The sequence below is a fragment of the Aureimonas sp. N4 genome (assembly GCF_001463925.1).
Lineage (GTDB): Bacteria > Pseudomonadota > Alphaproteobacteria > Rhizobiales > Rhizobiaceae > Aureimonas > Aureimonas ureilytica_A.
In genome coordinates, this window is record NZ_BBWS01000046.1 from 109881 (window position 1) to 134340 (window position 24460).

21 protein-coding genes are annotated in these 24460 nt (G+C 67.1%); 8 read left to right on the plus strand and 13 right to left on the minus strand.

From position 1 onward, the window contains the following. Window positions 1-27: 27 nt before the first annotated feature. From AUL28_RS14815 to AUL28_RS14835, 6 genes are all read right to left on the minus strand, one after another. The gene (locus AUL28_RS14815) at window positions 28-1062 is read right to left on the minus strand and encodes an LLM class flavin-dependent oxidoreductase (protein ID WP_062233996.1); all 1035 of its coding nucleotides are present in this window, start codon (window positions 1060-1062) and stop codon (window positions 28-30) included. 242 nt (window positions 1063-1304) lie between these two features. Next, window positions 1305-1466, minus strand: coding sequence for a DUF3563 family protein (locus AUL28_RS22185; RefSeq protein WP_082640486.1), 162 nt, complete (start codon window positions 1464-1466; stop codon window positions 1305-1307). Between the two features lie 319 nt (window positions 1467-1785). Then, the gene (locus tag AUL28_RS14820) at window positions 1786-5238 is read right to left on the minus strand and encodes an efflux RND transporter permease subunit (RefSeq protein WP_062233999.1); all 3453 of its coding nucleotides are present in this window, start codon (window positions 5236-5238) and stop codon (window positions 1786-1788) included. Beyond that, window positions 5235-6428 (minus strand): efflux RND transporter periplasmic adaptor subunit, encoded by a 1194-nt coding sequence (locus tag AUL28_RS14825; RefSeq protein WP_062234002.1) that lies wholly within the window; start codon window positions 6426-6428, stop codon window positions 5235-5237. Before AUL28_RS14825 ends, AUL28_RS14820 begins: the two co-directional genes overlap by 4 nt. A gap of 50 nt (window positions 6429-6478) precedes the next feature. Then, window positions 6479-7102, minus strand: coding sequence for a TetR/AcrR family transcriptional regulator (locus AUL28_RS14830; RefSeq protein ID WP_062223022.1), 624 nt, complete (start codon window positions 7100-7102; stop codon window positions 6479-6481). A gap of 122 nt (window positions 7103-7224) precedes the next feature. Then, the gene (locus AUL28_RS14835) at window positions 7225-7368 is read right to left on the minus strand and encodes a hypothetical protein (protein ID WP_156420026.1); all 144 of its coding nucleotides are present in this window, start codon (window positions 7366-7368) and stop codon (window positions 7225-7227) included. Window positions 7369-7859: 491 nt separating this feature from the next. On the opposite strand from AUL28_RS14835, the gene ffh reads away from it, so the two are divergent. The 6 genes from ffh (at window position 7860) to trmD (ending at window position 13387) form a co-directional block, all read left to right on the plus strand. Further along, window positions 7860-9425: a signal recognition particle protein gene (ffh, locus tag AUL28_RS14840; RefSeq protein ID WP_062234006.1), complete on the plus strand. Its 1566-nt coding sequence runs from the start codon at window positions 7860-7862 to the stop codon at window positions 9423-9425. 99 nt (window positions 9426-9524) lie between these two features. Beyond that, window positions 9525-9908: a 30S ribosomal protein S16 gene (rpsP, locus tag AUL28_RS14845; RefSeq protein WP_058601906.1), complete on the plus strand. Its 384-nt coding sequence runs from the start codon at window positions 9525-9527 to the stop codon at window positions 9906-9908. Window positions 9909-10113: 205 nt separating this feature from the next. Then, a complete protein-coding gene (locus AUL28_RS14850) occupies window positions 10114-11550 on the plus strand; it encodes a sensor domain-containing diguanylate cyclase (RefSeq protein ID WP_244493533.1) in 1437 nt (478 codons plus the stop codon). Between the two features lie 147 nt (window positions 11551-11697). Continuing rightward, window positions 11698-12285: a ribosome maturation factor RimM gene (rimM, locus tag AUL28_RS14855; protein WP_062234023.1), complete on the plus strand. Its 588-nt coding sequence runs from the start codon at window positions 11698-11700 to the stop codon at window positions 12283-12285. A gap of 92 nt (window positions 12286-12377) precedes the next feature. Continuing rightward, window positions 12378-12680, plus strand: a complete 303-nt coding sequence (locus AUL28_RS14860; protein ID WP_062234027.1) for a putative quinol monooxygenase — start codon at window positions 12378-12380, stop codon at window positions 12678-12680. A gap of 5 nt (window positions 12681-12685) precedes the next feature. Then, window positions 12686-13387 carry a tRNA (guanosine(37)-N1)-methyltransferase TrmD gene (trmD, locus tag AUL28_RS14865; protein ID WP_062234029.1) on the plus strand — a complete coding sequence of 234 codons (702 nt, stop codon included), beginning with the start codon at window positions 12686-12688 and terminating at the stop codon, window positions 13385-13387. Between the two features lie 136 nt (window positions 13388-13523). Here trmD and AUL28_RS14870 read toward each other — a convergent pair whose 3' ends face one another. Then, window positions 13524-13841 (minus strand): hypothetical protein, encoded by a 318-nt coding sequence (locus AUL28_RS14870; protein ID WP_156418449.1) that lies wholly within the window; start codon window positions 13839-13841, stop codon window positions 13524-13526. 284 nt (window positions 13842-14125) lie between these two features. On the opposite strand from AUL28_RS14870, the gene AUL28_RS14875 reads away from it, so the two are divergent. Next, window positions 14126-14974, plus strand: coding sequence for a DUF6030 family protein (locus AUL28_RS14875; RefSeq protein WP_062222840.1), 849 nt, complete (start codon window positions 14126-14128; stop codon window positions 14972-14974). An 8-nt stretch (window positions 14975-14982) separates the two neighbouring features. On the opposite strand, the gene galE is transcribed toward AUL28_RS14875, so the two are convergent. From galE to AUL28_RS14890, 3 genes are all read right to left on the minus strand, one after another. Further along, window positions 14983-15972, minus strand: coding sequence for a UDP-glucose 4-epimerase GalE (gene galE / locus AUL28_RS14880; RefSeq protein WP_062222838.1), 990 nt, complete (start codon window positions 15970-15972; stop codon window positions 14983-14985). 289 nt (window positions 15973-16261) lie between these two features. Then, entirely contained in the window at window positions 16262-17629 is a 1368-nt protein-coding gene (locus AUL28_RS14885) for an HlyD family type I secretion periplasmic adaptor subunit (RefSeq protein ID WP_062222836.1), read from the minus strand. After that, on the minus strand, window positions 17626-19407 hold the full coding sequence (locus tag AUL28_RS14890; RefSeq protein ID WP_058635223.1) for a type I secretion system permease/ATPase: 1782 nt from the start codon (window positions 19405-19407) through the stop codon (window positions 17626-17628). Before AUL28_RS14890 ends, AUL28_RS14885 begins: the two co-directional genes overlap by 4 nt. 308 nt (window positions 19408-19715) lie before the next feature. Between AUL28_RS14890 and AUL28_RS14895 the strand changes: the two genes are divergently transcribed. Continuing rightward, window positions 19716-21134: a mannose-1-phosphate guanylyltransferase/mannose-6-phosphate isomerase gene (locus AUL28_RS14895; RefSeq protein ID WP_062234032.1), complete on the plus strand. Its 1419-nt coding sequence runs from the start codon at window positions 19716-19718 to the stop codon at window positions 21132-21134. 70 nt (window positions 21135-21204) lie between these two features. Here the strand turns inward: AUL28_RS14895 and AUL28_RS14900 are convergent, their stop codons facing one another. The 3 genes from AUL28_RS14900 to AUL28_RS14910 all read right to left on the minus strand — a co-directional run bounded on the left by AUL28_RS14900 (window position 21205) and on the right by AUL28_RS14910 (window position 24231). Then, a complete protein-coding gene (locus AUL28_RS14900) occupies window positions 21205-22611 on the minus strand; it encodes a phosphomannomutase (protein WP_062234035.1) in 1407 nt (468 codons plus the stop codon). Between the two features lie 103 nt (window positions 22612-22714). Continuing rightward, window positions 22715-22933, minus strand: a complete 219-nt coding sequence (locus AUL28_RS14905) for a hypothetical protein (protein ID WP_062223018.1) — start codon at window positions 22931-22933, stop codon at window positions 22715-22717. A gap of 101 nt (window positions 22934-23034) precedes the next feature. Next, a complete protein-coding gene (locus AUL28_RS14910) occupies window positions 23035-24231 on the minus strand; it encodes an OpgC family protein (protein ID WP_062234315.1) in 1197 nt (398 codons plus the stop codon). Between the last annotated feature and the right edge of the window lie 229 nt (window positions 24232-24460).

Sequence of the window (24460 nt, forward strand, 5' to 3'; positions counted from 1 at the left end):
TCGGGAGGCCGGCCCTTTTTGTTGGCGTCAGTTCGCCGCGAGTTCGTGCACGAGCGGCGCGACGCGCGTTCCAAACAGTTCGATGCAGCGCATCAGATCGGCCTGGGGCAGGGGGCCGGCGCTGTATTTCAACTGGAAGCGGGACAGGCCGAGCGCCTTCACGGTCTTGGCGATCTTGGCGGCGACGGTTTCGGGCGAGCCGACGTAAAGCGAGCCACGCTCGATCTCGCGTTCGAACTGCGCCTTTTCCAGCGGCGGCCAGCCGCGCTCCGCGCCGATCCGATCGTGCATCCGCTTGTAGTCGGGCCAGAAGGCTTCGCGCGCGGCCTCGTCCGTTTCGCCGACGAAGCCCGGCGAGTGAACGCCGATCGGCCGGACAGGGCGTCCCATTTCGGCGCTCGCGCGCGCGAAGAGATCGACATAGGGGCGGAAGCGGGCGGGATCGCCGCCGATAATGGCGAGCAGCATCGGCATGTCGTAGCGCGCCGCGCGCACCACCGATTCCGGGCTGCCGCCGACGCCGATCCAGGTGCGCAGCGGCTCATGCTCGGTGGGCGGAAACACGCTTTGCTCGGTGAGCGGAGGGCGGATCGAGCCCTGCCACGTCACCGGGCCGCCCGTGCGCAGGGCCGCGAAGAGGTCGAGCTTTTCGGCGAACAGGCGCTCGTATTGGCTGAGGTCGAAGCCGAAGAGCGGAAAGGACTCGGTGAAGGAGCCGCGCCCCAGAATGACCTCGGCCCGGCCCGAGGAGAGGCCGTCGAGCGTCGAGAAGCGCTGGAACACGCGGATCGGATCGTCGGAGCTTAAGACCGTGACGGCCGAGCCGAGACGGATGCGGCTGGTGCGCGTGGCGATGGCGGCCAGAACGATGTCGGGCGCGGATACCGCGAAATCGGCGCGATGATGCTCGCCGACGCCGAAGAAATCGACGCCCAGCTCGTCGGCCAGAACGCCTTGCTCCACCAGTTCGCGAAGCACCGCCGCGTGCGGCTGGAGGGCATTGTGCGGCCCGCGCGTCACGTCGCCGAACGTGTCGAGGCCGAGTTCGAGAGAAGAGGCCATGGCCAAGCTCCGCAGGACAGGATGCGAGGGGAGCTATCGATGGCACTGGCCCGTCGGGCCGCCGGGCGGCTCCCTTGGGGCGGAAGCGGGTCCGGCATGGACGGCAGGCCTGATCATCGACAGGTTCGGGCCGTCCTGAGAGCTGTCGCCGAACGCGGCCAGCTTATGCGGGGGCGAAGGCCCCCTGTCGAGCGGGGAGGGGTGAATGCACCGTCACCCCGCAGCATACGCTGTCGAGAGGATCAGAAGCCCGAGTTGCGGTTGCGGCCATAGCGGCCACGATCGATTTCGCGCTGACGGCCTTCGAGGTCGACGAGCGAGGTGGCTTCGTTGAGGTAGGCGGCTTCGCGGTCGCTCTGGCGGGTGGGGCGAAGGGCTTCGCGCAGTCGAGCAGTGAGCTTCATCGTAGGGGGCCTTTGGCTTGCGTGTTGATCCAAGAATAGGATCGGCCGAGCTATGCTGCAATGCAGCGAAGCGCATACTTGCCATGCGACCTATGCAAACCGTTAGAGTCTTGGAGGCTTTCTAAATCTGATCGAAGGGTTTTGGGCGGGAATGAGGCATTGAGTTCTGCATTTGGCGCATGTCTTGGGCAGGTTGCTCAAAGGCGAGGCAGGGCGTGCCGTTCGCCCTCTCGCGAGTGGGGCCGATCACCCAAAGACCCCCTTCACGCAAAAGGGGCCGGTTCGAAAACCGGCCCCCATATGCTGTTTCGGATGGTCTCTATTCCGCCGCTGGCTGAAGCGTGCCGCCGCCGGCGTCCTTCTGGCCGCCGAACTCGGTGACGCGCTTCCAGGTCGGTCCCGCCTCGAACTCGGCCGCGAGCGGCGGCGCTGCGTGATGGGCGTGGGCGGGCGCCTCGCCATCGGCCCGGTTGGGCTTCAGGAGCCTGCCGAAGATGCGCCCCGTCAGGCCGCTCAGATCATCCATCAGCGTATAGAGCGAGGGGATGAAGATCAGCGACAGGACGGTGGAGACGAGCAGGCCGCCGATCACCGCGATGGCCATGGGCGCGCGGAACTCGCCGCCTTCGCCCGTCGCCATGGCCGCCGGCATCATGCCCGCCGCCATGGCGATCGTGGTCATGATGATCGGGCGCGCGCGCTTGCGGCCGGCGTCGATGATCGCGTCGCGCTGGCGCATCCCGTGCCGCTCCTGCTCGACCGCGAAATCCACCAGCATGATCGTGTTCTTGGTCACGATGCCCATCAGCATCAGAATGCCGATGACGACCGGCATGGACACGGCATTCTGCGTCAGCCAGAGCGCGCCGACCACGCCGCCGATGGAGAGCGGCAGGGCGGCGAGAATGGTGATCGGCAGGAAGACCGAGCCGAACAGGAGGATCAGCACCACCAGCACCATCATGATGCCCGCGCCCATGGCCGAGGCGAAGCCGGCGAAGACCTCGCCCTGGATTTCGGCGTCGCCCACCGCCTGAAGCCGCACGCCGGGAGGCAGGCTCTTCACCGTCTCGCTCTGGGCGATCCAGGCCGACCCCTCGCCGATCTCATGGCCGGGGGCCATGGACGTGCCGACCTTGGCGAGGCGCTCGCGGTCGTAGCGGTCGATCGTGGACGGGCCCTGGCCGAAGCCGATCGCGGCGATGGCGTCGAGCGGCACCGTGCCGCCCTTGGCCGTCTGGACGCGCAGGGACTGCACGGCGCCCAGATCCTGCCGCGCCGTTTCGCTGATCTGCACGCGGATCGGGATCTGGCGCGTGCCGATATTGAACTTGGCGAGATTGGCGTCCGCATCGCCGATCGTGGCGACGCGCACGGTCTGCGAGATGGCTTCTGGCGCGATGCCGAGATCGGCGGCCTCGTCCAGGCGCGGCACGATGCGCAGTTCCGGCCGCGCGAAGGACATCATGGCCGACGGATTGGCGAAGATCGGCTCGCGCCGCATCTCGCTTTCCAGCCGCGCGGCCGCCTCGCTCACCGCCGCGCCGTCGCTGCCGAGCAGGCCGACGGAGAGTTCACGCTCGCCTCGGTCGTTGACGAAGAAGGAGCGCAGGTCCGGGATCGCGGCGAGCTTGGCGGCGATGACGGGCTCGAGCTGGGCCTGGCTGCGGTGGCGGTCGAACTTGCGCACGAGATTGACCGTGAGCGCGGCGCGGCGCACCTCCAGCGTGCCGGTGGGTGATGAGCCGCCGATGGCGAGCACGGAACGCACCTCGGGCAGTTCGCGGATGCTGGCCGCCGCCCGGTCCACCGCGCGGCGGGTCGAGTCCAGCGTCGTGCCCGGCGGCAGCTCGACGGAGACCACGATGCGCGAGGCGTCTTCCTTGGGGATGAAGCCGGTCGGCAGATGTTTCGTGGCGTCCATCGACAGGAAGAAGAGCCCGATGCCGACCGCGAGCGTCAGCCAGCGCCAGCGCACGGTGAAGCCCAGAAAGCCCGTATAGGCCCGCATCAGCGGCCCGTCACGCTGCTCGGCGGGATGCGGGCGGTTGAGGAAGGCGAGGAGCACGGCGGCCACCGCCGCGCCGATGGCGATGCGCAGCGACAGCGCGCCGGCCTGATCCCAGGTGACGGCGGGGGCATGGAGCTTCAGCCAGTCCACCGCCGCGTTGCCGCCCGTGGCTTCCGGCAGGGCGGCGAGCGCGAAGAGCGCGCCGATGGCGAGACCCGCCAGCGGCGCGATGCGCAGGACATAGCGGCGCAGGAGCGGGGCGAAGCCCGGTCCTTCGTGTGTTTGCGGGCGGAAGAAATAGGCCGCCAACATGGGCGTGATGAGGCGCGCGACGAGCAACGAGAAGAACACCGCCACCGCGACCGTCAGGCCGAACTGCTTGAAATACTGCCCGGCGACGCCGCCCATGAAGGAGACCGGCGCGAACACGGCCATGATGGTGAGCGTGATGGCGATGACGGCGAGGCCGATCTCGTCCGCCGCTTCCATCGCCGCCTGATAGGGCGGCTTGCCCATGCCCATGTGGCGTTCGATGTTTTCGATCTCGACGATCGCATCGTCCACCAGAATGCCGGTCACGAGCGTGATGGCCAGAAGGCTGACGAGGTTCAGCGAGAACCCCATCATGCTCATGGCCCAGAAGGTCGGGATCGCGGCGAGCGGCAGGGTGATGGCGGCCACCAAGGTCGCGCGCCAGTCCCGCAGAAAGAGCAGCACGACCACGACGGCGAGGAACGCGCCCTCGGCGAGCGTTTCCATGGCCGATTCGAAATTGCCGTAGGTATAGGTCACGCTGTCGTCGATGCGCGTGAAGCGCACGTCGGGATGCGCCTTGGCAAGCTCCGCGATGCGCTCGGCCGCGAGACCCGCGACGGTCGTGTCGCTCGCGCCCTTGGAGCGGTAGATCGAGAAGGCGACGACGGGCTGGCCGTCGAGCCGGGCAAACGAGCGCGGCTCCTGCACCGTGTCGGTGACGGTGCCCAGCTCCGACAGGCGCACCTGACGCCCGCCCGACAGCGCGATGCGTGTATCGGCCAGAGCGCGGACGGTGCCGGCGGAGGAGAGGGTGCGGATCGCCTGTTCCTGGCCGCCGAACTGGCCTCGGCCGCCCGACAGATCGACATTGGTGGCGCGCAACTGCGCGTTCACCTCGGCCGCCGTGATGCCGAGCGCGCCAAGCCGGTCGGGGTCGAGCCGCACCTGGATCTCGCGCTTGACGCCGCCCATGCGATCAACCTTGCCGACGCCCTTGATGCCCTGAAGCGCGCGGATCACGGTGTCGTCCACGAACCAGGAGAGCTGCTCGGGCGTCATGCCCGGCGAGGTCGCGGCATAGGTGACGATCGACTGGTTCTCGACCTCGATGCGCTGGACGATCGGCTCCTCGATCGTGCGGGGGAGATTGCCCCGAATCTTGGCGAGCGCGTCCTTCACGTCGTTGAGCGCGCGGTCGGTGTTGACCTCCAGCCGGAACTCGGCCGCCGTCACGGACTGGCCGTCCGTCACGGTGGAGGTGATGTGCTTGATGCCGGAGACGCCGGCGACGGCGTCCTCGACGAGCTTGGTGACCTGCGTTTCCAGCTCGGCGGGCGCGGCGCCCGACTGGGTGACGGTGACGGAGATCACCGGCACGTCGATATTGGGAAAGCGCGTGATCGGCAGGTTCATGAAGCTGACGATGCCGATGGCCACCAGCACCACGAAGAGAAGGATGGGCGGGACCGGATTGCGGATCGCCCAGGCCGAGATGTTCCAGTTCATCGCTTGGCCTCCGCCGTTTCGAGCGTCTCGGCCGGCACGGGCGTGACCTTATCGCCATCGCGCACGAAGGTGCCGGCGACCGCGACGACGCTCTCGCCCGCCTGAAGGCCGGAGCTGATTTCCACCGCGCTGCCGGTGGAGACGCCCGTGGTGACGGTGCGCGTCGCCACGACGCCGTTCGAGACGACCTGAACGAAATCGCCCGTCGGCCCGGTGTTGACGGCGGTGCGCGGCACGGTGACGCCGGTGCTGCGATCGGTCTCGATCACGGCGCGGGCAAACGCCCCGACGCGCAGGGCAGCCTCCTTGGGCAGGGCGATGCGCACGCGCCCGAGGCGCGAGGCCTGCTCGACGCGCGGCGAGACCAGGCGCACCTCGCCTTGGCTCTTGATGCCCCCCGCTGCTGTCACTTCGGCCGGCTCACCCTTGCGAATAGTGCCGAGCGCGGTTTCCGACACGTCGGCGTCGAGTTCCACCAGCCCGTCGCGCGCGATCTCGAACAGGCCGCCGCCGGCCGCCGAGACGATCTGCCCGAGCTGGGCGACACGGCGCAGAACGAGGCCGTCCGTCGGCGCGCGGATTTCGGCCTTGGAGCGGCGAAGCTCCAGCTCGGCGCGCTCGGCGCGCGTCGCGGCGAGGTCCGCTTCCGAGAGGGCGACGTTCTGGCGTGCGGAGGCAAGGCGGGCCGCAGCCGTCGCGGCGGCCGAGATGCGCGTGTCCAAGACGTCCTGGCCGACAATGCCTTTGTCGTTCAGCGCCCTCGTGCGCTTCAGCGAGGCATCCGCCTCCACCGAGGCAGGCTCGGCTTCCGTGATCGCGGCCTTGGCCTGTGCGATCGCGGCTTCGGCGCGCGCGACCTGCGAGGCGGAGCGCGCCAGATTGACGTCGATCATGTCGGTTTCGAGCCGGGCCAGAACCTGACCGGCCTTCACTTCGTCGCCCTCGTCCACCAGAAGCTCGCGAACGCGCAGGCCATCGACATCCGCGCCGACCGTCACGGTCTCGCGCGGGGTCAGCGTGCCGGTGACGGTGACGCTCGCCACCAGTTCGCGCGGCTCGGCCGTCAGCACCGAGATGTTGGGCGGCGGGGGCGCGGCGACTGGTGCGGCCGGTTCGGCGGCCCATGTGGGAGCGGTCAGGCCGCTCAGCGCGACCGAAGCGGCAAGGGAGAGGGCCAGGCACCGAAGCATGGGAACACTCCGAAAGAAGCGAGGGAGGGGAGAGAGAGGAGCGCGCGCGATCATGCGGGGTCGGCCCCCAGAAGGCTGGCGATCATGCGGTGAAGATAGGGGCGCAGCGTTTCGGCCGGGCGCTCGGGCTCAAGGCGAAGCCGCATGACGAGGCCGTCGCCCATGCCCATGAGAAAGGTCAGCGCGAGGTCGAGGTCAAGGTCGGCGGCGATCTCGCCACGCGAGCGCGCCTCCTCCAGAACCACCTGAAACCGTTGGCGCACTTCGGCCTCGATCGCCTGGAAGCGCTCGCCGACGGCCGTGTTGCGCAGCGATTCCGAGCAAATCTCCACCATGAGATTGCCGGTCTCGGGGTCGCGGGCCTGCGCGAGATAGGTCAGCGCGACATCGGTGATGCGGCGGGCGATCGGGCCGGGCGCGGCGAGTTGGGCGAGGCAGGCGCTCGCGGCCAGCCGCTCCTCCTCGGCGATCGCCTCGATGATCGCGTCCTTGGATGGATAATAGCGATAGAGCGCGCCCGGGCTCATCTTCGCTTCGGCGCAGATTTCGCTCATCGACGCGCGATGAAAGCCCGAGCGCGAGAAGCAAAGCCGCGCGGCGCGAAGGATGTGGTCCTTGCGCGAGAGGGGCGCGCTCGCCGCCTCGGACGGTTCGATCGGTGCAATGATTGTCATGAAATCAGCCAGATGAGAGCGAACGATCGTTCTCATATCAGGCGAGTAAGATGCGGTCTACTGGCGATCACATCTTCGTTAGGTCCAGGCCGCCGTCGCTTGGTCGCTTTCGGATGAGGCCCTTACGATTCGGTCGGTCGGAACTGGTCGAGTATGGCGCGCACCCTGTCGTTGCGCGTCAGCAGCATCTCGATTGATGAGCGCTGGAACATCGTCACCGCCATGAGAACGCGCAGTTCCGGCTGGTTGGGCCCGGACAGGATCATGGGTGCCGGCTTGAGCGGCGGGTCTCGATCGTCGGCTTCCGCGCGCACGTCCGCGTCGGAGGGCCCAGATGGTCCTCCCGACGATCGGACAGTGGGAAAGCGCAGAATGTTCATGGTTCCAGCGTGCGGCGAAGCGAATGTCCGAAGACTACCTTCGGACGCTTAAGAAAGTGGCGACAGCGATGCGTATGAAATGGAATGCAACGCTTCTTCGCTCCAAAACTCTGCGAAAACGTGAACGAACGGGAGGCTTTCGCACGTGGAACGGAGCGAGGTCTTGACTTTTGCCCGCCGTCTCGACTTAAAGACCCAAACCTTGCGACCGTTCCGACCGCAATCCGCCGACCATGTCCCTCGTTTGCCGAGCCGCATGGAGGTCCCCATCCGCCAGCGAGATTCGCCCGCGGATGCGATCCGCTTTGGCGCTGTGGCTTGGAAGGGGCGCTTCCGGTTCCCATTCTTCCGCCGGTCGGAAGAACAAGGACGATGCGATGTTTGAATCCCTCCAGGACCGCCTCGGGTCCATCCTGAACGGCCTGACCGGCCGCGGCGCGCTGTCGGACTCCGACGTGTCGGCCGCGCTGCGCGAGGTTCGTCGGGCGCTTCTGGAAGCGGACGTGTCGCTGGAAGTGGTGCGCTCCTTCACCGACCGCGTGCGCTCCAAGGCCGTGGGCGCCGAGATCGTCAAGTCGATCAAGCCCGGTCAGATGGTGGTCAAGCTCGTTCATGACGAGCTGGTGGCGACGCTCGGCTCCGATCAGGTGGCGATCGACCTGAACGCGCCTTCGCCGGTCACGATCATGATGGTCGGCCTGCAGGGTTCGGGCAAGACCACGACCACGGGCAAGATCGCCAAGCGCCTGACGGAGCGCCAGAAGAAGCGCGTCCTCATGGCCTCGCTCGACACGCGCCGCCCGGCCGCGCAGGAGCAGCTGCGCATTCTGGGCGAGCAGACGGGCGTCGCCACCCTGCCGATCATCGCGGGCCAGGACCCGGTCGAGATCGCGGCCCGCGCCGCGCAGGCCGCCCGCCTCGGCGGTTACGACGTTCTTATCCTCGACACGGCCGGCCGCACGCATATCGACGAGCCGCTGATGGTGGAAATGGCCGAGATCAAGGCCAAGTCCGCCCCGCATGAAATCCTGCTGGTCGCCGATTCGCTGACCGGTCAGGACGCGGTGAATCTCGCCCGCTCCTTTGACGAGCGCGTCGGCATCTCGGGCATCGTCCTGACCCGCGTCGATGGCGACGGGCGCGGCGGCGCCGCGCTCTCCATGCGCGCCGTTACCGGCAAGCCGATCAAGCTGATCGGCACGGGCGAGAAGATGGACGCGCTGGAGGATTTCCATCCCGCGCGCATCGCCGACCGCATCCTCGGCATGGGCGACATCGTCAGCCTTGTCGAGCGGGCCGCCGAAAACATCGACGCGGAAAAGGCCGCGGCGATGGCCAAGAAGATGCAGTCCGGCAAGTTCGATCTGAACGATCTGGCCGACCAGATCGGTCAGATGCAGAAGCTCGGCGGCATGGGCGGCGTCATGGGCATGATGCCCGGCATGGCCAAGATGAAGGATCAGATCTCGGCGGCCGGTCTCGACGACAAGCTGCTCAAGCGCCAGCTCGCGATCATCTCGTCCATGACGAAATGGGAGCGCGAGAACCCGGACCTGCTCAAGCATTCGCGCAAGAAGCGCATCGCGGCGGGCTCGGGCACGGATTCGGCCGACATCAACAAGCTTCTGAAGATGCACCGCCAGATGGCGGACATGATGAAGGCGATGGGCGGCAAGGGCGGCAAGGGCGCCGGCATCATGGGCAAGCTCATGGGCGGCCTCGGCTCCAAGATGGGTCTTCCACCCGGTCTCGGCGGCGGTATGCCGGACCTCTCCAAGATGGACCCCAAGCAGCTCGAGGAAATGGCCAAGTCCCTTCAGAAGGGTGGCCTCGGGGGAATGGGCGGCTTGCCCGGCGGTTTGCCTCCCGGTCTCGGCGGCGGTGGGCTTCCCGGCCTGCCGGTCCTTCCCAAGCTTCCCGGTCTTCCGGGCAAGAAACGATAGGGGCCGGCGCGCCGGCTTCTCCTCGAAACACCAACTCCACTGTCAGACACCACGGCGCGGCCTCAAAAGGCGCCGGGATCAAGAACAAAGGACAAACCCATGCCTCTCAAGATGCGCCTCGCCCGTGCCGGCTCCAAGAAGCGCCCCTACTACCACATCGTCGTCGCCGACGCCCGTTCGCCGCGCGATGGCCGCTTCGTCGAGGCGGTCGGCGCCTGGAACCCGATGCTGCCGAAGGACGCCGAGCGCGTCACCCTTCAGGAAGACCGCATCAAGCATTGGCTCGGTGAAGGCGCTCAGCCGACCGACCGCGTGCTGCGCTTCCTCGACAAGGCCGGCATCGTGAACCGTCCGTCGCGCGAGAACCTCAAGAAGGGCCTGCCGGGCAAGAAGGCCCAGGAGCGCGAAGCCGAGCGCAAGCAGCGCGAGGAAGACGCCCGCGCCGCCGCCGAGCAGGCCGCTGCCGAAGCTTCGGCCGAGTAAGGTTTCGGAGCGGTCACTTGACCGATCTCTTAACATCTCGACTGTAAAAGTAAGGCGCGCTGGCTTTCCAGCGCGCCTTTTTCGTGGGGCAGCGAGTCGGCTTGGCCATGGCCGGAAGCGGCGCGCATCAGACTCTCGGCAGATGCCGCTTGCCCGCGGTCCGCCTTTGCCGTTCGATCCGCGCTTCGTTGGGAGACTGATGCCGATGGACCTGTTCGCCCTTGCCCCGATTCCTCTCTGGCTGGAGGACTGGAGCGGCATCCGCCGGCTCGTGGACCAATGGCGGGCCGAAGGGATGGACGATCCGCGCGCCTTTCTCTCAGCCGATCTCACCCGGGTTCGCGCGTCGGCCCAAGCGATCCGCATCATCGACGTGAACCCCGCGACCCTGCGCCTGTTCGAAGCGCGCGACACGGCCGAACTCGTCAACCGGCTGGGCGAAGTGTTCCAGGGCGCGATGCTGGAAAACCATCTTGAGGAGATCGTTCAGATCGCGGGCGGCTCGCCCGAGTTCACCAGTTCCGCCGTGAACCATACGTTGAGCGGCCGCCCGCTCGATATCCAGCTCAAGGGCCGCATCCTGCCCGGCCACGAAGACACCTGGGACCGGGTTCTGGTCGCGACCGAAGACGTGAGCGAGCGCGAGGGCGCGCGGCGGCGGCTCGCCGAGAGCGAGGTCTATGCCACGGCGCTCTTCGAGAACTCTCCGGTTTCGCTCTGGGTGGAAGACTTCTCGGCCATCCGTGAACTTCTGGAAGACGTGCGCGCGACCGGCGTGTCCGACTTTCGCACCTTTCTCGAAGTGCATCCCGATTTCGTCACACGCTGCGCCAGCGAAATCCGCGTTCTTTCGGTCAACCGGCAGACGCTCCAGCTCTTCCGCGCGCCCGATCTCGACACGCTCCTGTCGCGGCTGGGCGACGTGTTCCGCGACCGGATGCTGCAGCCCTTTCAGGAGCAGCTCATCGATCTCTGGAACGGCAAGCTCTTCCAGAGCCGCGAGGTCGTGAACTACTCGCTGGAGGGCGAGGAGATGCATTTCGTCCTTCAGTTCGACGTCCTGCCGGGGCATGAGAGGGATTGGTCGCTCGTTCAGATCGCGCTGACCGACATCACCGCGCGCAAGAAGGCGGAGGCCTATCTCGAATATCTCGGCAAGCACGACGTTCTGACCAAGCTCTACAACCGCTCCTTCTTCAACGACGAGATGAACCGCATCGAGCGCCGACGTACGGAAACGGTGAGCGTGCTGGTGGCCGATCTCAACGGGCTGAAGGCGCTGAACGACCAACTCGGCCATGCCGCCGGCGACACGCTTCTGCGCCGCGCGGGCGAGGTCTTTACGGAGGCCGTAAGCCGTCCCTGGACCGCCGCGCGTATCGGCGGGGATGAGTTCGCCGTGCTGATGCCGGGCGCGGGAGCCGCCGAGGCGGAGATGCTGATGGCTTCGATCGAGGAACTCTGCGAGGTCAACAACCAGTTCTATCCCGGCGAAGCCCTGTCGCTGTCCATGGGCGTTGCGACCATGCGGGCGGGCGAGCGGCTGGAGGAGGTGGCGCGCCGGGCCGATCTTCTGATGTATCAGGTGAAGCGGCGCTTCTATGAACGGACCCATCAGGATCGGCGTGGGGCGATGTCCTGACGGGTTTTCGGCCGGACGATTCGCGGCCCGTGGTTGACGAAGCCCGTTCGCGCGGTCAAACGATCTCTGGAGTTTTTTGAACTGGCCAGTTCCAATGCCCTCGGGCAGGCTGGCCGATCTTCCGTTCCTTCGCGAGTTCGCTGCCCCGTGTCCGATCCCCAAGCGCCGTCCGATCCCGTTCTTCTCGGCACCGTGGGAGGCGCGCATGGCATCAAGGGCGAAGTGCGCGTCAAATCCTTCACGCAGGACCCCGAGGATCTGGGCGCCTATGGCCCGCTCTTCGACGGCACCGGACGCCGCTTCACCGTCCAGTCGGCGCGGGTGCAGAAGAACGTCGTGGTGGTTCGCTTTGCCGAGGTGAAGGACCGCAACGCCGCCGAACGGTTGAACGGCACCGATCTCTTCGTGGATCGCAGCGCCCTGCCGGACGAAGAGGATGACGAGTTCTATCAGGCCGATCTCGTCGGCCTCGTCGCGCGCACGACGGACGGAACCGTGATCGGCGAAGTCGTCGCCTTTCACGATTTTGGCGCGGGCGACATTCTGGAAATCGCTCCCGACGGCGGCGCCAGCGTGATGATCCCCTTCACCGAGACGGCCGTGCCGGAGGTCGATCTCGATCTCGGCTTCATCCTGGTCGAGCCCGTCGCCGCCGGCTTGTCGGGCGCCGTCGAGGCGCGCGAGGGCGAAGGCGACGAGGATGGCGAGACCGAGGACAAGCCCACCGAGGCGTAAGCCCGGCTGCACGGCGCATCCCCCGGCGCGTTGCCATCCCCCGCGTCGCGCATTATCGCTGACCCACCCAAGAGGGCGAGGGAGGATTCATCATGATCATCGTGTCCGGTACGCTGAAAACCACGGATCAGGCGCTCGACGCGCTCACCGAACCCATGCGCCGCCTGATCGAGGCGACGCGCCAGGAGGCCGGCTGCAAGGTCTATGCCTTTGCGCGGGATGTCTCGGAGCCCGGTCTCGTGCGCATCTACGAGGAATGGGACAGCCGCGAAACACTGACCGCCCATACCAAGGCCGCTCACGTCGGCGCATGGCATGAAGCGCTGGACGCAGCCGGCGGCGCCGCCGTGACGCTTCAGATCGTCAACGTCGCCTCCGTCGAAGCGTTCGGCTGAGCGTCATGGTCTTTCGTGCGTCCATCCTCACGCTTTACCCCGAGATGTTTCCCGGGCCGCTCGGCATGTCGCTCGCCGGCCGTGCCTTGCAGCGTGGGGACTGGACGCTGGAGACGACCTTCATCCGCGAATTCGGCGAGGGGCGGCATCGTCTGGTGGACGATACGCCCGCCGGCGGTTCGCCCGGGATGGTGCTGCGGGCCGATGTTTTGGCCCGCGCCATCGATGCGGCGAGCCCCGAGGGCGATCCGCGCCCCCGGCTCCTGATGAGCCCGCGCGGCCGCCCGCTGACGCAGGGCTTCGTGCGCGACCTCGCTGGAGGGGAGGGGGCCGTGATCGTCTGCGGACGGTTCGAAGGCGTGGACGAGCGCGTGATCGAAGGGCGCGGCCTGATCGAAGTCTCGATCGGCGATTATATTCTCTCGGGCGGCGAAATGGCGGCGCTCGTGCTGCTCGACGCCGTGGTGCGCCTTCTGCCCGGCGTCATGGGCAACAGTTCCTCCGGCGAAACCGAAAGCTTCGAGAACGGGCTGCTGGAGCATCCGCACTACACGCGCCCGGCTCTGTGGGAGGGGCGCTCGATTCCTCCGGTTCTGACGTCGGGCGATCATGGCGCGGTGGAGCGCTGGCGGCGCGCCGAGGCCGAGCGGCTGACACGCGAGCGCCGCCCCGATCTCTGGAGCCGGTTTTCCAACCGGGACGACTGACGGCCAGTTCCTGGCTGCGTCGGGCGCTTCGGGCAGCCAGGAAGGGGCGGTCCCGCCGTCTCTGTTCCCATCCCTTGCCGTGGCGCGTGTCAGCCCAGGCTGATTTGGCATACCGGGCGAGAGGCCGAACAAGCTCTCAGCAATTGGGAACGAGACCGGAACGCTGACGCGAGCGCACGGCTTGGCTGTCGCAACCCTTGTTCTGTCCCGAGCCATAAAGGCCGTTTTCGCGATAGCGGCCGGTGCGCGGCGCGAGCGTGCCGTCGCTGCCTTGGCGCAGTGCGCGCGAGGCCGGGCGCGGCGCGGAAACACCGCCCGAATTCGTCCGGCGCGCGTTCTGCCGGCAGGCGGTATCGCCGGCTTCGCATTGGCGCACGGCTTGGGCGTGAAGCTGGCCGACGGGAAAGATCGTGAGCAGCGCGAGCACTGCAGGCAGGAGTGCGACATACCTCATGATGATCCTTTCGCCGGCTCGGCTCGAAGGTCGGGCCACGTCACGGGAGATAAGAACCGGGGACAGAACCCTTCGGGTCGGCGGACCGTGTCTTGTTCCCGCCTCGCATCGTTGCCGGTGCTCGCTCATGCGCTGCACGGCCTGCGCCCGGCACCTTGCCGGCAGAAACAATCGCTCGCTCGCCCTCCGCCGAATGGTCCTGTCCCCGGTTCACAGCCCGCTGTCGCGGCGCCGCTGGGGTGATATAAAGGTCAGCGAACTCCAAACGAAAGAGCGCATCCCTCTTGTTCGAGACCTTTCGCGCCTTACGGGACTCGGCCGCGGGCGCCATGTTCGTGCGGCTTCTGGTTTTGGTAGCGCTTCTGGGCGGCGCACTCGCCGCGCTCCAGCTTTGGCATCGCAACCGCGAGGCCTCCGGTCCTGTCGTGTCGCATAGCGTTCGCGCGCCGATGCTGATCCCGGTGGCCACACCGTCTCCACCGCCCGCGCCTGGGCCTAGCCTGACGCTCGCGGAGCAGCGGCGCTGGTTTCGTCCTCTGGAACTGGCTCGGATGACCTTCACCTTCCAGCCGAGGCAGGGCATCGCGCCCGGCGAAATCTGCGCCCGCTTGAAAGAACTGGGATGGAAAACGGATCGCGCTGGGGCTGCGCCCCGCAGCGGGCGCGAGGAATGCGCGATGGAGCGAACCTATCCGCGCCCCGGCGACGGGCCGCCGACACGTCTTTTTGCCATGGCCCGCAGCGCGAGGGACGACGATGACAATGCGCTCGACGTCCGTGTGAAGGCCAATCTCCATGACGAAGCGAAAGCCGCAGATACCGGGCGCGACGTCGCTGTCGTTCTTGCGGAACTGTTGTCGCGGGTCGGGCGCGCGCCGGGCGAGGCGCTGCTGGCCAAGGTCGCCGCGTTCGAGACCTTCGAGGCGGAGGTCGCAGGCGCAAAACTCTCGCTGAAACAGGAGCGTGCCGATATCAGACGCTTCAATCTCAGCGTGCTTCTGCCACGCCCGTTCGAGGCGGGCGACCCTTCACGCCTCACGCCCATCCCGCCCGAAGAGAAGCGCTTGATAGGGCGGCAGGGTCTTGTGCCTCAGGGCCTGTCCGCCGACGCCGGGCCGGCGGACAGGCCGTAAGCAAAACGTCAGCGCGCGTTGCGACGCGACAGGTTCTCTTCCCAGGACAGGGCATCGGCGACGATCCGGTCGAGATCGTCGAAGCGCGGTGTCCAGCCGAAGCGCTCGCGCGCGATCGAGGCATCGGCGACGATCGAGGTCGCATCGCCCGGCCGTCGGCCTGCGAAGCGCACGTCGAACTCCTTGCCCACCACGCGGCGCACCGTATCGAGAACCTGAAGCACGGAATAGCCGTGGCCATAGCCGCAATTGGCGATGAGCGACTCGCCTCCGCCGCGCAGATAGCGCAGGGCCTGCGCATGAGCGTCGGCGAGATCGCTCACATGAATGTAGTCGCGCACGCAGGTGCCATCCGGCGTGTCGTAGTCCATGCCGTAGACATCCATATGGGTCCGCTTGCCAAGCGCGGTCTCGCTCGCGACCTTGATCAGATGGGTCGCGCCCTTGGTGGACTGGCCGGTGCGGCCCTTGGGGTCGGCGCCCGCCACGTTGAAATAGCGCAGCGCCGCGAAGGTCAGCGGATGAGCCGCGGCTGTGTCGCGCAGCATCAGCTCCGTCATCCATTTGGACGTGCCATAGGGCGATTCGGGCGCGGGCGGCTGCGTTTCCTGCACCGGCATCTGGCGCGGCGAGCCGTAGACGGCGGCAGTCGAAGAGAAGATGAAATGCTTCACGCCGCAGCGCACCGCGCTTTCGATCAACGCACGGCTGGCCACCGTATTGTTGAGATAGTAGCCGAGCGGATCGGAGACGGATTCCGGCACGACGATCGAACCGGCGAAATGAATGATCTCGGTGACGCCGAATTCGGCGATCACGCGCTCCACGAAGGGCTGGTCGTTGATGTCGCCGACCTGCAACCGCGCTTCCGTGGGCACTGCCCATTCGAAGCCGGTAGACAGGCGGTCGATCACCACCACGTCCTCGCCGGCATCGACGAGATTCCAGACCATGTGGCTGCCGATGTAACCGGCACCGCCCGTCACGAGAACCGTCATGCTTGTCGCCTTTCCCCAGCCACGCTGGCGCCAGAGCTAGAGGCTTTGCCGCAGCGCGGCAAGCAGAGCGTGCATTTTGGGTTAAGAGCCGGGGGCAGAACCCTGCGGCGGAAAGCCGGCGAGGGACTTGCGTTGCCGACGAGGCGCCGAGCGCAGACGATGCAGCGCAGGGCCAAGCATCGGCAACGATGATCGGGGGCGCAAGGACCCGGCGGATCGACCCGCAGGGTTTTGCCCCCGGCTCTAAGCGAACACCCGCCACGCCTCTGCGAAGCGCGCGGGAGCGTCGTCAGGTTTCGCGGAAGGCGCGGCTGAAACTGTCCTCGAGAGGCTTCAGGAGATATTCGAGGAAGGTGCGCTCGCCGGTCTTGATGTAGGTCTCGACCGGCATGCCGGGATAGATCTGCGCGATGGCGACGCCGGGCGGCAAATGGTCCGACAGGCGCAGGCGTGCGACGTAGTAGGGCTGCTCGGTGCGCGGATCCACCAGCCGGTCGGGCGAAACGAAAGTCACGGTGGCGTCCACGGTCGGCGTCAGGCGGTTCAGCGCGGTGAAGCGCAGATCGGCATGCTGGTTGACATGAACCGCGTCGATGTCCTGCGGGGTCAGCCGCGCTTCCACGATCATGTTTTCGCCGGTCGGCAGGATTTCGGCCATGGGCTGGCCGGGCGAGACCACCGCGCCCTTGGCGTTGTAATTGACCTTGACCACGACGCCCGCGCTCGGCGAGCGCACGGTGACGCGCTCCAAGACGGCCTCGGCGGCCTGCAACTGCTCGTCCACGTCGGCGATGCGCGCGCGCGTCTCGTTCAGCTCGGCGGCAGCGGTTTCCACGCGCTTGCTCTGGAGCCGGGCGATCTGCTCCTTCTTTTCCTCGACCTGGGTCTTGGCCGACAGAACGCTGGAGCCGAACTCGCCGATCTGGCCGGTGAGCTGCGCCTGCGACAGGAGGAAGTCGGTATATTCGCGCCGGTTGGCGAGGCCCTTTTCGAGCAGAGCCTTGCGACGCTTCAGCTCTTCCTTGACCACGGCCAGTTGTTCCTGGGCGGCGCTTTTCTGCTCGCCAAGGCCCTGGATCTGCTCGCTCAGCGCGGCGATCTGCTGGCCGATGATCGCAACTTCGCGCCGATGGCCTTCGAGCTTGGTGGTGAATTCCTTCATCTGCTCGGACAGGACATTGGCGAGCGGCGCGTCGTCCGGCTGCTGCCGGAGCTTGGCCGGGAACACGAGGTCCGGCGCGCCGTCGCGCTCGGCCGAGAGACGCGCGGCGCGTGCTTCCAGCGACAGAAGCTGATTGCGCAGCCGGTTGCGCTGCGCTCCGGCCGAGGAGGATTCGAAGCGGAAGAGCGGCTGCTCGGCCGCGATCCGATCGCCCTCGCGCACCAGGATTTCGGAGACGATGCCCCCTTCCAGATGCTGGATCTGGAGGTTGCGCCCGGCCGCGACCACGAAGCCGTGGGCGATCGCCGCGCCCGAGAGAGGAGCTGTGGTGGCCCAGACGCCGAAGCCGCAGAGGAACAAGCCCGACAGGGCAAGGCCCGCCAGCGTCAGCTTGCGCGACTGGGTGGGCACCGCGTCGGCCCAATGGGCACGCGGCGGACGGGCGCGCGGGGCGCTGGGGCCGGCGATGCGTGGGGTCGTGCGGGCCTCGCTCATTGCATCCCTCCCTGCGCGCTGGTCGGCGCCTGACCTTGGCCAAACTGACCCTTCACCACCATGGATTCGATGCGGCGGCGGGCTTCGCCCTCGCGCTGGTCGGCCTCCGCCTTTCGGCGGGCAGCCTGCCTTGCGTAGACATCGGCCTTGGGGCCGACATCGTCGATCGCTCCGTCACGCAGGATCATGATGCTGTCGGCTAGTTCCGCGACATTGCGCCGCTGGGTGACGAGCAGAACGGTCACGCCGTCGCTTTGCGCGTTGCGCAGCGCCTGTTCGAGGGCCATGTCGCCCTCGTTGTCGAGATGGGCGTTTGGCTCGTCCAGGATCAGAAGACGCGGACCGCCGAAAAAGGCGCGGGCCAGCCCGACGCGCTGGCGCTGGCCGCCGGACAATTGATGTCCCGCAGGCCCCAGCAGTGTGTCGTAGCCTTTGGGCAGGCGCTGGATCAGGTCGTGGACCTGCGCCTTCTTGGCCGCTTCCACGATTTCGGCATCGGCGGCGTCCGGTTCGAAGCGGGCGATGTTCTGGGCCACGGTGCCCGGCAGCATTTCGACGTCCTGCGCGAGATAGCCGACGCGCCGGCCGAGCTGTTCGGGGTCCCAGTTGCGGATGTCGGCGCCGTCCACCCTGACGGAGCCTGCATGGATGGGCATGGCGCCGATCAGCGTGCGCGCGAAGGTCGATTTGCCCGCGCCCGACGGGCCGACCACGACCATGCAGGTGCCGGCCGGAATCTGCACCGAGACGCGCTTCAGCAGGGGTTCGGCGGCGGGATTATGCGGGGCGAGCACGACAAGCTGTTGGATCGTCACCAGGCCGGTCGGCTCGGGAAGCTCGGTGGCCTTGGGGCGGGGAGCTGCGCTGGACAGCGCCTTTTGCAGACGCTCCCAAGCCTTGCGCGTTTCCACGAACTGCTTCCAGCCGGCGATCACCTGATCGATCGGCTGAAGGCCGCGCCCGGAAATCAGCGAGGAGGCGAAGATCATGCCGCCCGACATTTCGCGCTGCAGCACGAGATAGCCGCCCGTACCGAGAATGGCGATCTGCAGTCCCAGGCGAAACGCCTTGGAGGCCCCCGCGAACCAGGCATTGGTGCGGTTCATGCGGTCCTGCGCGGCGAGCGAACGCGCTTCGGACGCGCCCCAGGCGTCGATCGTGTTCTCCATCATGCCCATGGCGCGGATGCTTTCGGCATTGCGCACGAAGCTCTGGGCCGACAGCATCGCGGCCATCGAGTTCTCGCTCGCCACGGTCGCGGCACGGGCCGAGGCCTGCTGGTTGCAATAGGCGAGGATGGCCAGAACCACGGCGCCGAACAGGGTCAGGAAGAACAGGGCCGGGTGGAGAAACCACAAAAGCCCGATGAAGAGGGGCGAGAAGGGCAGATCGAGATAGCCGAAGATCGAGCGCCCGCCGACGAAACCGCGCACGGTCTGGAGATCGCGCAGCGGCTGCGTGTCGCCGACGCCCGCGCGCGGCCCGTTCATGGACGCGATCATCGCCTCGTTGGCGGCCGCCACCTCGATCCGCGCGCCGAGGCGGCTGGCGATGGCGTTGCGCACCGCGTCGAGAACGCCGAGCAAGGCCAGCGCCAAGGCGGCCATGATCGAGATATAGATCAGCGTATCGACCGAGCCGGACGAGAGAACGCGGTCATAGACTTGAAGCATGTAGACGGGCTGGGTCAAAAGCAGGAGGTTCACCACGAAGGTGAAGCCCATCAGTCCCGCCAACCCGGCCCAGACCGTGCCGCGCACGCGCTCGATCGCATTCATGGAAAGCCGCAATCCCGATCGACCCGAGCCCAAGCGCGCCGGGTCGCCCTCATTCTCGCCGTAAGGCTGTTGGGGTAATCTTAAATGTCGGGAAAGGCTAGTATTATAGTTAAAATTTTCCGAACGGAAGCAGCCCTGACGGATGAGGTCAAGCCTGTTCTTTCTCGGTTGGTCCGATGGCGTTTACCGCAAAAGACTAAGACCGTGCTAATAACGGCTCAGTCTGTTGCGTTGCGGAAGCAGGTCGCGCACAAGAAGCACCACATAACCCTATCGGTAGCCGGTGATCATCACCCGAAAGGAAATTTATGAGCACCCTTGTGCATCCCATTATCATTGCCGGCGGCTCCGGGACGCGCCTCTGGCCCGTGTCGCGCGACACGATGCCCAAGCAGTTCGTTTCCCTTCTGGGCGAAGGGCGCACGACGTTCGAGGAGACGATGCTGCGCGTCGTCGGCCCGCGTTTTGCCAAGCCCATCGTCGTCACTCACTCCGACTTTCGCTTCACGGTCGCCGAGCAACTGGCGCGCAACGGCATTGAGGCCGACATCGTGCTGGAGCCCGAGCGGCGGGATTCGGCGCTGGCCGTCGCCGTCGGCGCGGTGATCGCCGGCCGGCGCGATGGCGATGCCGTCTGTCTCGTTCTGGCCGCCGACCATGTGATCAACGACGGCGAAGCCTTCACGCGCGACTGCCTGACGGCCGCCGAGGCGGCACGCGGCGGGCGCATCATGATGCTCGGCATTCAGCCGACCTGGCCCGCGACCGGCTATGGCTATATCGCGCCGGGCGCGCCGTTGGACGACAGCGGCCGCCTGTTCGAAGTGTCGCGCTTCGCCGAAAAGCCCGATGCCGAGACGGCCGAGCACTACATTCGCGAAGGCTACAGCTGGAACAGCGGCAATTTCGTCTTCCCGGCGGCGCTCATGGTCGAGGAACTGACCGCCAACGCACCCGACACGCTGAAGGCGGCGGAAGGGGCGGTGGATGGCGCGCAACGCGATCTGGACTTCCTGCGCCTCGACGCCGAGCGTTTCGCGAGCGCCCCGCGCATCTCGATCGACTATGCGGTGATGGAAAAGACCGCGCGCGCGGGCGTCCTGAAAGCCTCCTTCGGCTGGTCGGATGTCGGCTCCTGGGACGCGCTCTACGACATCAAGTCGCAGGATGGCGACCGCAACGTGCTGGAAGGCCCGGTCTCGGTGCTGGGCACGACGGGCAGCTTCGTGCGCTCCGACGAGGTGCTGACGACGGTGGTCGGCCTCGACAATGTCGTCGTCGTCTCGACGCCCGACGCCGTGCTCGTCGCCTCCAAGGACAAGGCGGCCGAGGTCAAGACGCTGGTCGCCAAGCTCCATAGCGAAGGCCGACCGGAAGCGGGGCAGCATCACAAGATCCACCGCCCCTGGGGCTGGTACCAGCGCATCGACATCGGCGAGCGCTTCCAGGTCAAGCATATCTGCGTGAAGCCGGGCGGTATCCTCAGCCTCCAGCGCCATTACCACCGCGCCGAGCACTGGGTCGTCGTGCGCGGCACGGCCGAAGTGACGGTGGACGGCACGGTGAAGCTCTTCCACGAGAACGAGGCCGCCTATCTGCCGATCGGCTGCACGCATCGCCTGCACAATCCCGGTAAGATCGACTTGAAGCTCATCGAAGTGCAGGTCGGCTCCTATACGGGCGAAGACGACATCGTGCGCATCGAGGACATCTACGCCCGCAACTGAGCGGCGCGTCCGGCCTCAAAAAGAAAGGGCCTCCCTCGGGAGGCCCTTTTTCGTTTGCGAAGGAGAAAGCTCAGAGCGCGCGGGCCGCGCGCTCCAGGCCCTCGTTCACCAGCGCCTTCGCGGCTTCGGGCGTCGCGGCCTCGGCATAGCAGCGCAGCTCGGGCGCGTTGCCCGAGGCGCGGAAATGCATGGTTTCGCCGCCCGACAGCGTCACATGAACACCGTCCAGACGATTGACCGCACCGGGCTGGCCCAGCCCTTCGAAGAACCTCGCGCGGAAGCCATCGTCCTCGGCGAGCCGCGCCAGAAACGCGCTGCTCTTCTCGCCCGGCACGTTCTGAAGCCGGTGCGAGGCGGCGGGCTTGGCGCCGACGCGCTCCACCAGAACCGAGAGCGGAACGCCCGCCTTGCGGCTCGCCACCAGCGCGCAGAGGAGCGGAAGCAGCGCGTCGCGCGTCGGCAGGGCGGGGATGGTGCGCCCGTCCACGATCGCGTCCGTGCCCTGAATGAAGCCGCCATTGGCCTCGAACCCGGCGACGCCCTTGCGCCCCTCGGCCAAGGCTTCTTCGATGCCGGCGATCACATAGGGCGAGCCGACGCGGGTGCGCAGAACCTTGTCCACGAGGCCGGAGCTTTCCAGCGCCGAGCCGGAGGTGACGGGCGTCACGATCGTGTCGAAGCCGAGCGTGCCGGCGGCGATCAGGCCGAGCACATCGCCCCGGATCACCTCGCCGCGCTCATCCGCCATGAGCGGCCGGTCGGCATCGCCATCGGTGGAGAGGATCGCGTCGAAACCGCCGGCCGCCGCGTCGCTGAGGATCTGGAGGTCTTCCGGGCGATGGGCCTCGGTGTCCACGGGGATGAAGTGATCGGCCCGCCCGAAGGGCACGGCCTCGCCGCCCAGCGCCTCGACCGCTTCGGCCAGGACATCGCGCGCAACCGAACTATGCTGATAGATGCCGATGCGCGCGCCCTTGAGCGCCTGCGGGCCGAAGGCATCGACCGCGCGCTGGAGATAGCGCGCGCGCGCGTCCGAACTTGCGATCCCGGCCGGGGGCGTCAGGCTTTCGCTCGCCACGGGGCCGAGCGCCTCGAAGGCGGCGAGAATGTCCGTCTCGTCGGCCTTGGTGATCTCGCCCTTGAGCCCGTAGAATTTCAACCCGTTGCGGTCTTCCGGGATATGGCTGCCCGTCACCATCACGGCGGGCAGGCCGAGCCGGGCCGCTTCCAAAGCGAGCGCCGGCGTCGGCACCGCGCCGGCGTCGATCGGCTCGAAGCCGGCGTCCCGCGCGGCCGCGGCGGCAAGCCCCGCGATCTCGGGGCTGCTCGCGCGCAGGTCGCGGCCGATCACGACGCGCTTCGGCGCGCCGCGCTCGCTCATCACCCGCAGAAAGGCGAGCGTATAGCGATAGCTGGGTTCGCCGACGAGATCGGTGACGAGACCGCGCAGGCCGCTGGTTCCGAACTTCAGGCTCATGAAGACCTATCCTGCCGTTGAGTTGGGTGAAGAATGAATGCGGCGCAGCCTTTGCGCCAGAGGGCGCGGAGCCGTTTTGTGAGGGCGTCGAGAAGGGGAGGGATCAGTGCGGCGACCGATCGCCCGAGCTGCCCGGCGGCTCGTCCATCGGCTGATAGGTGATGAAGAAGATCCAGATGCCGTAGGCGCCGATCGCCGCCGTGATCAGCGCCCAGGTCTGGCTGCCGGCATAAAGCTCGACCCCCGCCCAGACGAAGCAGACCGCGACAGTGACGACGCGCCGCCATAGCGGGCGAAAGAAGGGGTGGTGCTGGTCCTTCATGCTCGGCCTTTCCCGAAGGTCGGTTTGGCCGCCCTTATAGCCCATCCCCCGCAAAAGACGACCGCGCCGAGTGCCTGTCTTTCGCGCATTCGCGTGAGCGCTCAGCCGGCCCGGCCGAGCGAGGCGGGCGGCGCGACGGGCTCCGCCACTGCAGGGCGCGCCGGCGCTGGCGCCTTGGCCTTGCCGGCCTGGCTGACGCCGCGCCACCATTCGAGAAACAGGGCGAGCGCGTAGTGAAGCGCAAGGCCGGCTGCGATCAGCAGCGTGTCGAAGAGAAACGAGGGCTCGCGATGCAGGCGCAGGATTTGCGCGAGCAGCGACAGGATCGTGCCGGTCGCGAAGATCGGCAGAGAATGCCGGCCAATCAGGCAGAGCGGGTTCGCAGCGCCGATGCGCCGGAACACCGAGTCATAAGGCGCGTGGACGAAGACATAGACCAGCGCTGCCAGATGCGTGAGGCGCGGCAGCGTCACGAAGGTCTTGTCGAAGCCCGTCATCAGGAAGGGGCCGGGCACCATGGCCGACCAGTGCCAGAGCTGGAACTCCACGAACAGGAAGGACAAAAAGAGATAGGTGAGCGCGACGGCGTAGAGCGTCGGGTGATAGGCGACGAGCGCCCGCCCGCCGGCCTTGGCGAGGCCCGCCGCCAGCCCGATGGCGAAGACCATCTGCCAGGCGAAAGGGTTGAACTGCCAGCCGCCGGGGTTGGGATGGTTCGGCAGGTTGAAGCCCGTCGTGCCCGCCACGGCCCAGAGCGTCGCGGAGACAATCAAAAGCCCATAGACGCCGAAGCGGCGCACCAGCGCCAGCATGAGAGGCAGCATCAGAAGGATGACGCAGTACATCGGCAGGATGTTGAGATAGGCGAGCTGATGCATGAGCGTCGCAACGCCGGCCAGCGTCTCGATCGGCTGGGTCACGAAATAACCGATGCCGAGCTCCATGAGATAGCGCCCGTCGCCGGTAGTCATCGCGGCGATCGCGAAGAGCGCGACGGTGATCATCGTCAGCGTGATATGGACGAGATAGAGCGTGCCAGCGCGGCGCAACGCCTTGAGGCTCGCCACCAGCGCCGAGCCCTGAAGGAAGGACCGGCCATAGGCGAAGGCCGAGGCGAAGCCGGCCAGGAACACGAAAAGCTCGGCCGAATCCGAAAAGCCGTAATTGCGCGAGGTCAGGTGCTCCCACATCACGCCCGGCACGTGGTTGATAAAGATCGTCAACAGGGCGAAGCCGCGAAAGAAGTCGACGCGATGATCGCGTGCCGTGCCCGATACTCCAACCCTTGCCGATGTCATGCCCTGCCATTCCATTCTCTGCGTGGCGAAGCCGTCGCCGCGCTTCAAGCCTGGCCAGCGAACGATCCGCCGTCATGCCTGCGGCAGGCTGTTCGCCGGTCGCTTCGCGTGCCGCCTTCGTCCAAGGCCAGACAGCTCTTTCGCTCGGGGAGCTTTCCCGCAGCTTCCGGCTGCACCCGCGAGCGACCCGGCCTTCCGGCCGCTCGCTCGCTTCATGCGACGATGCGAT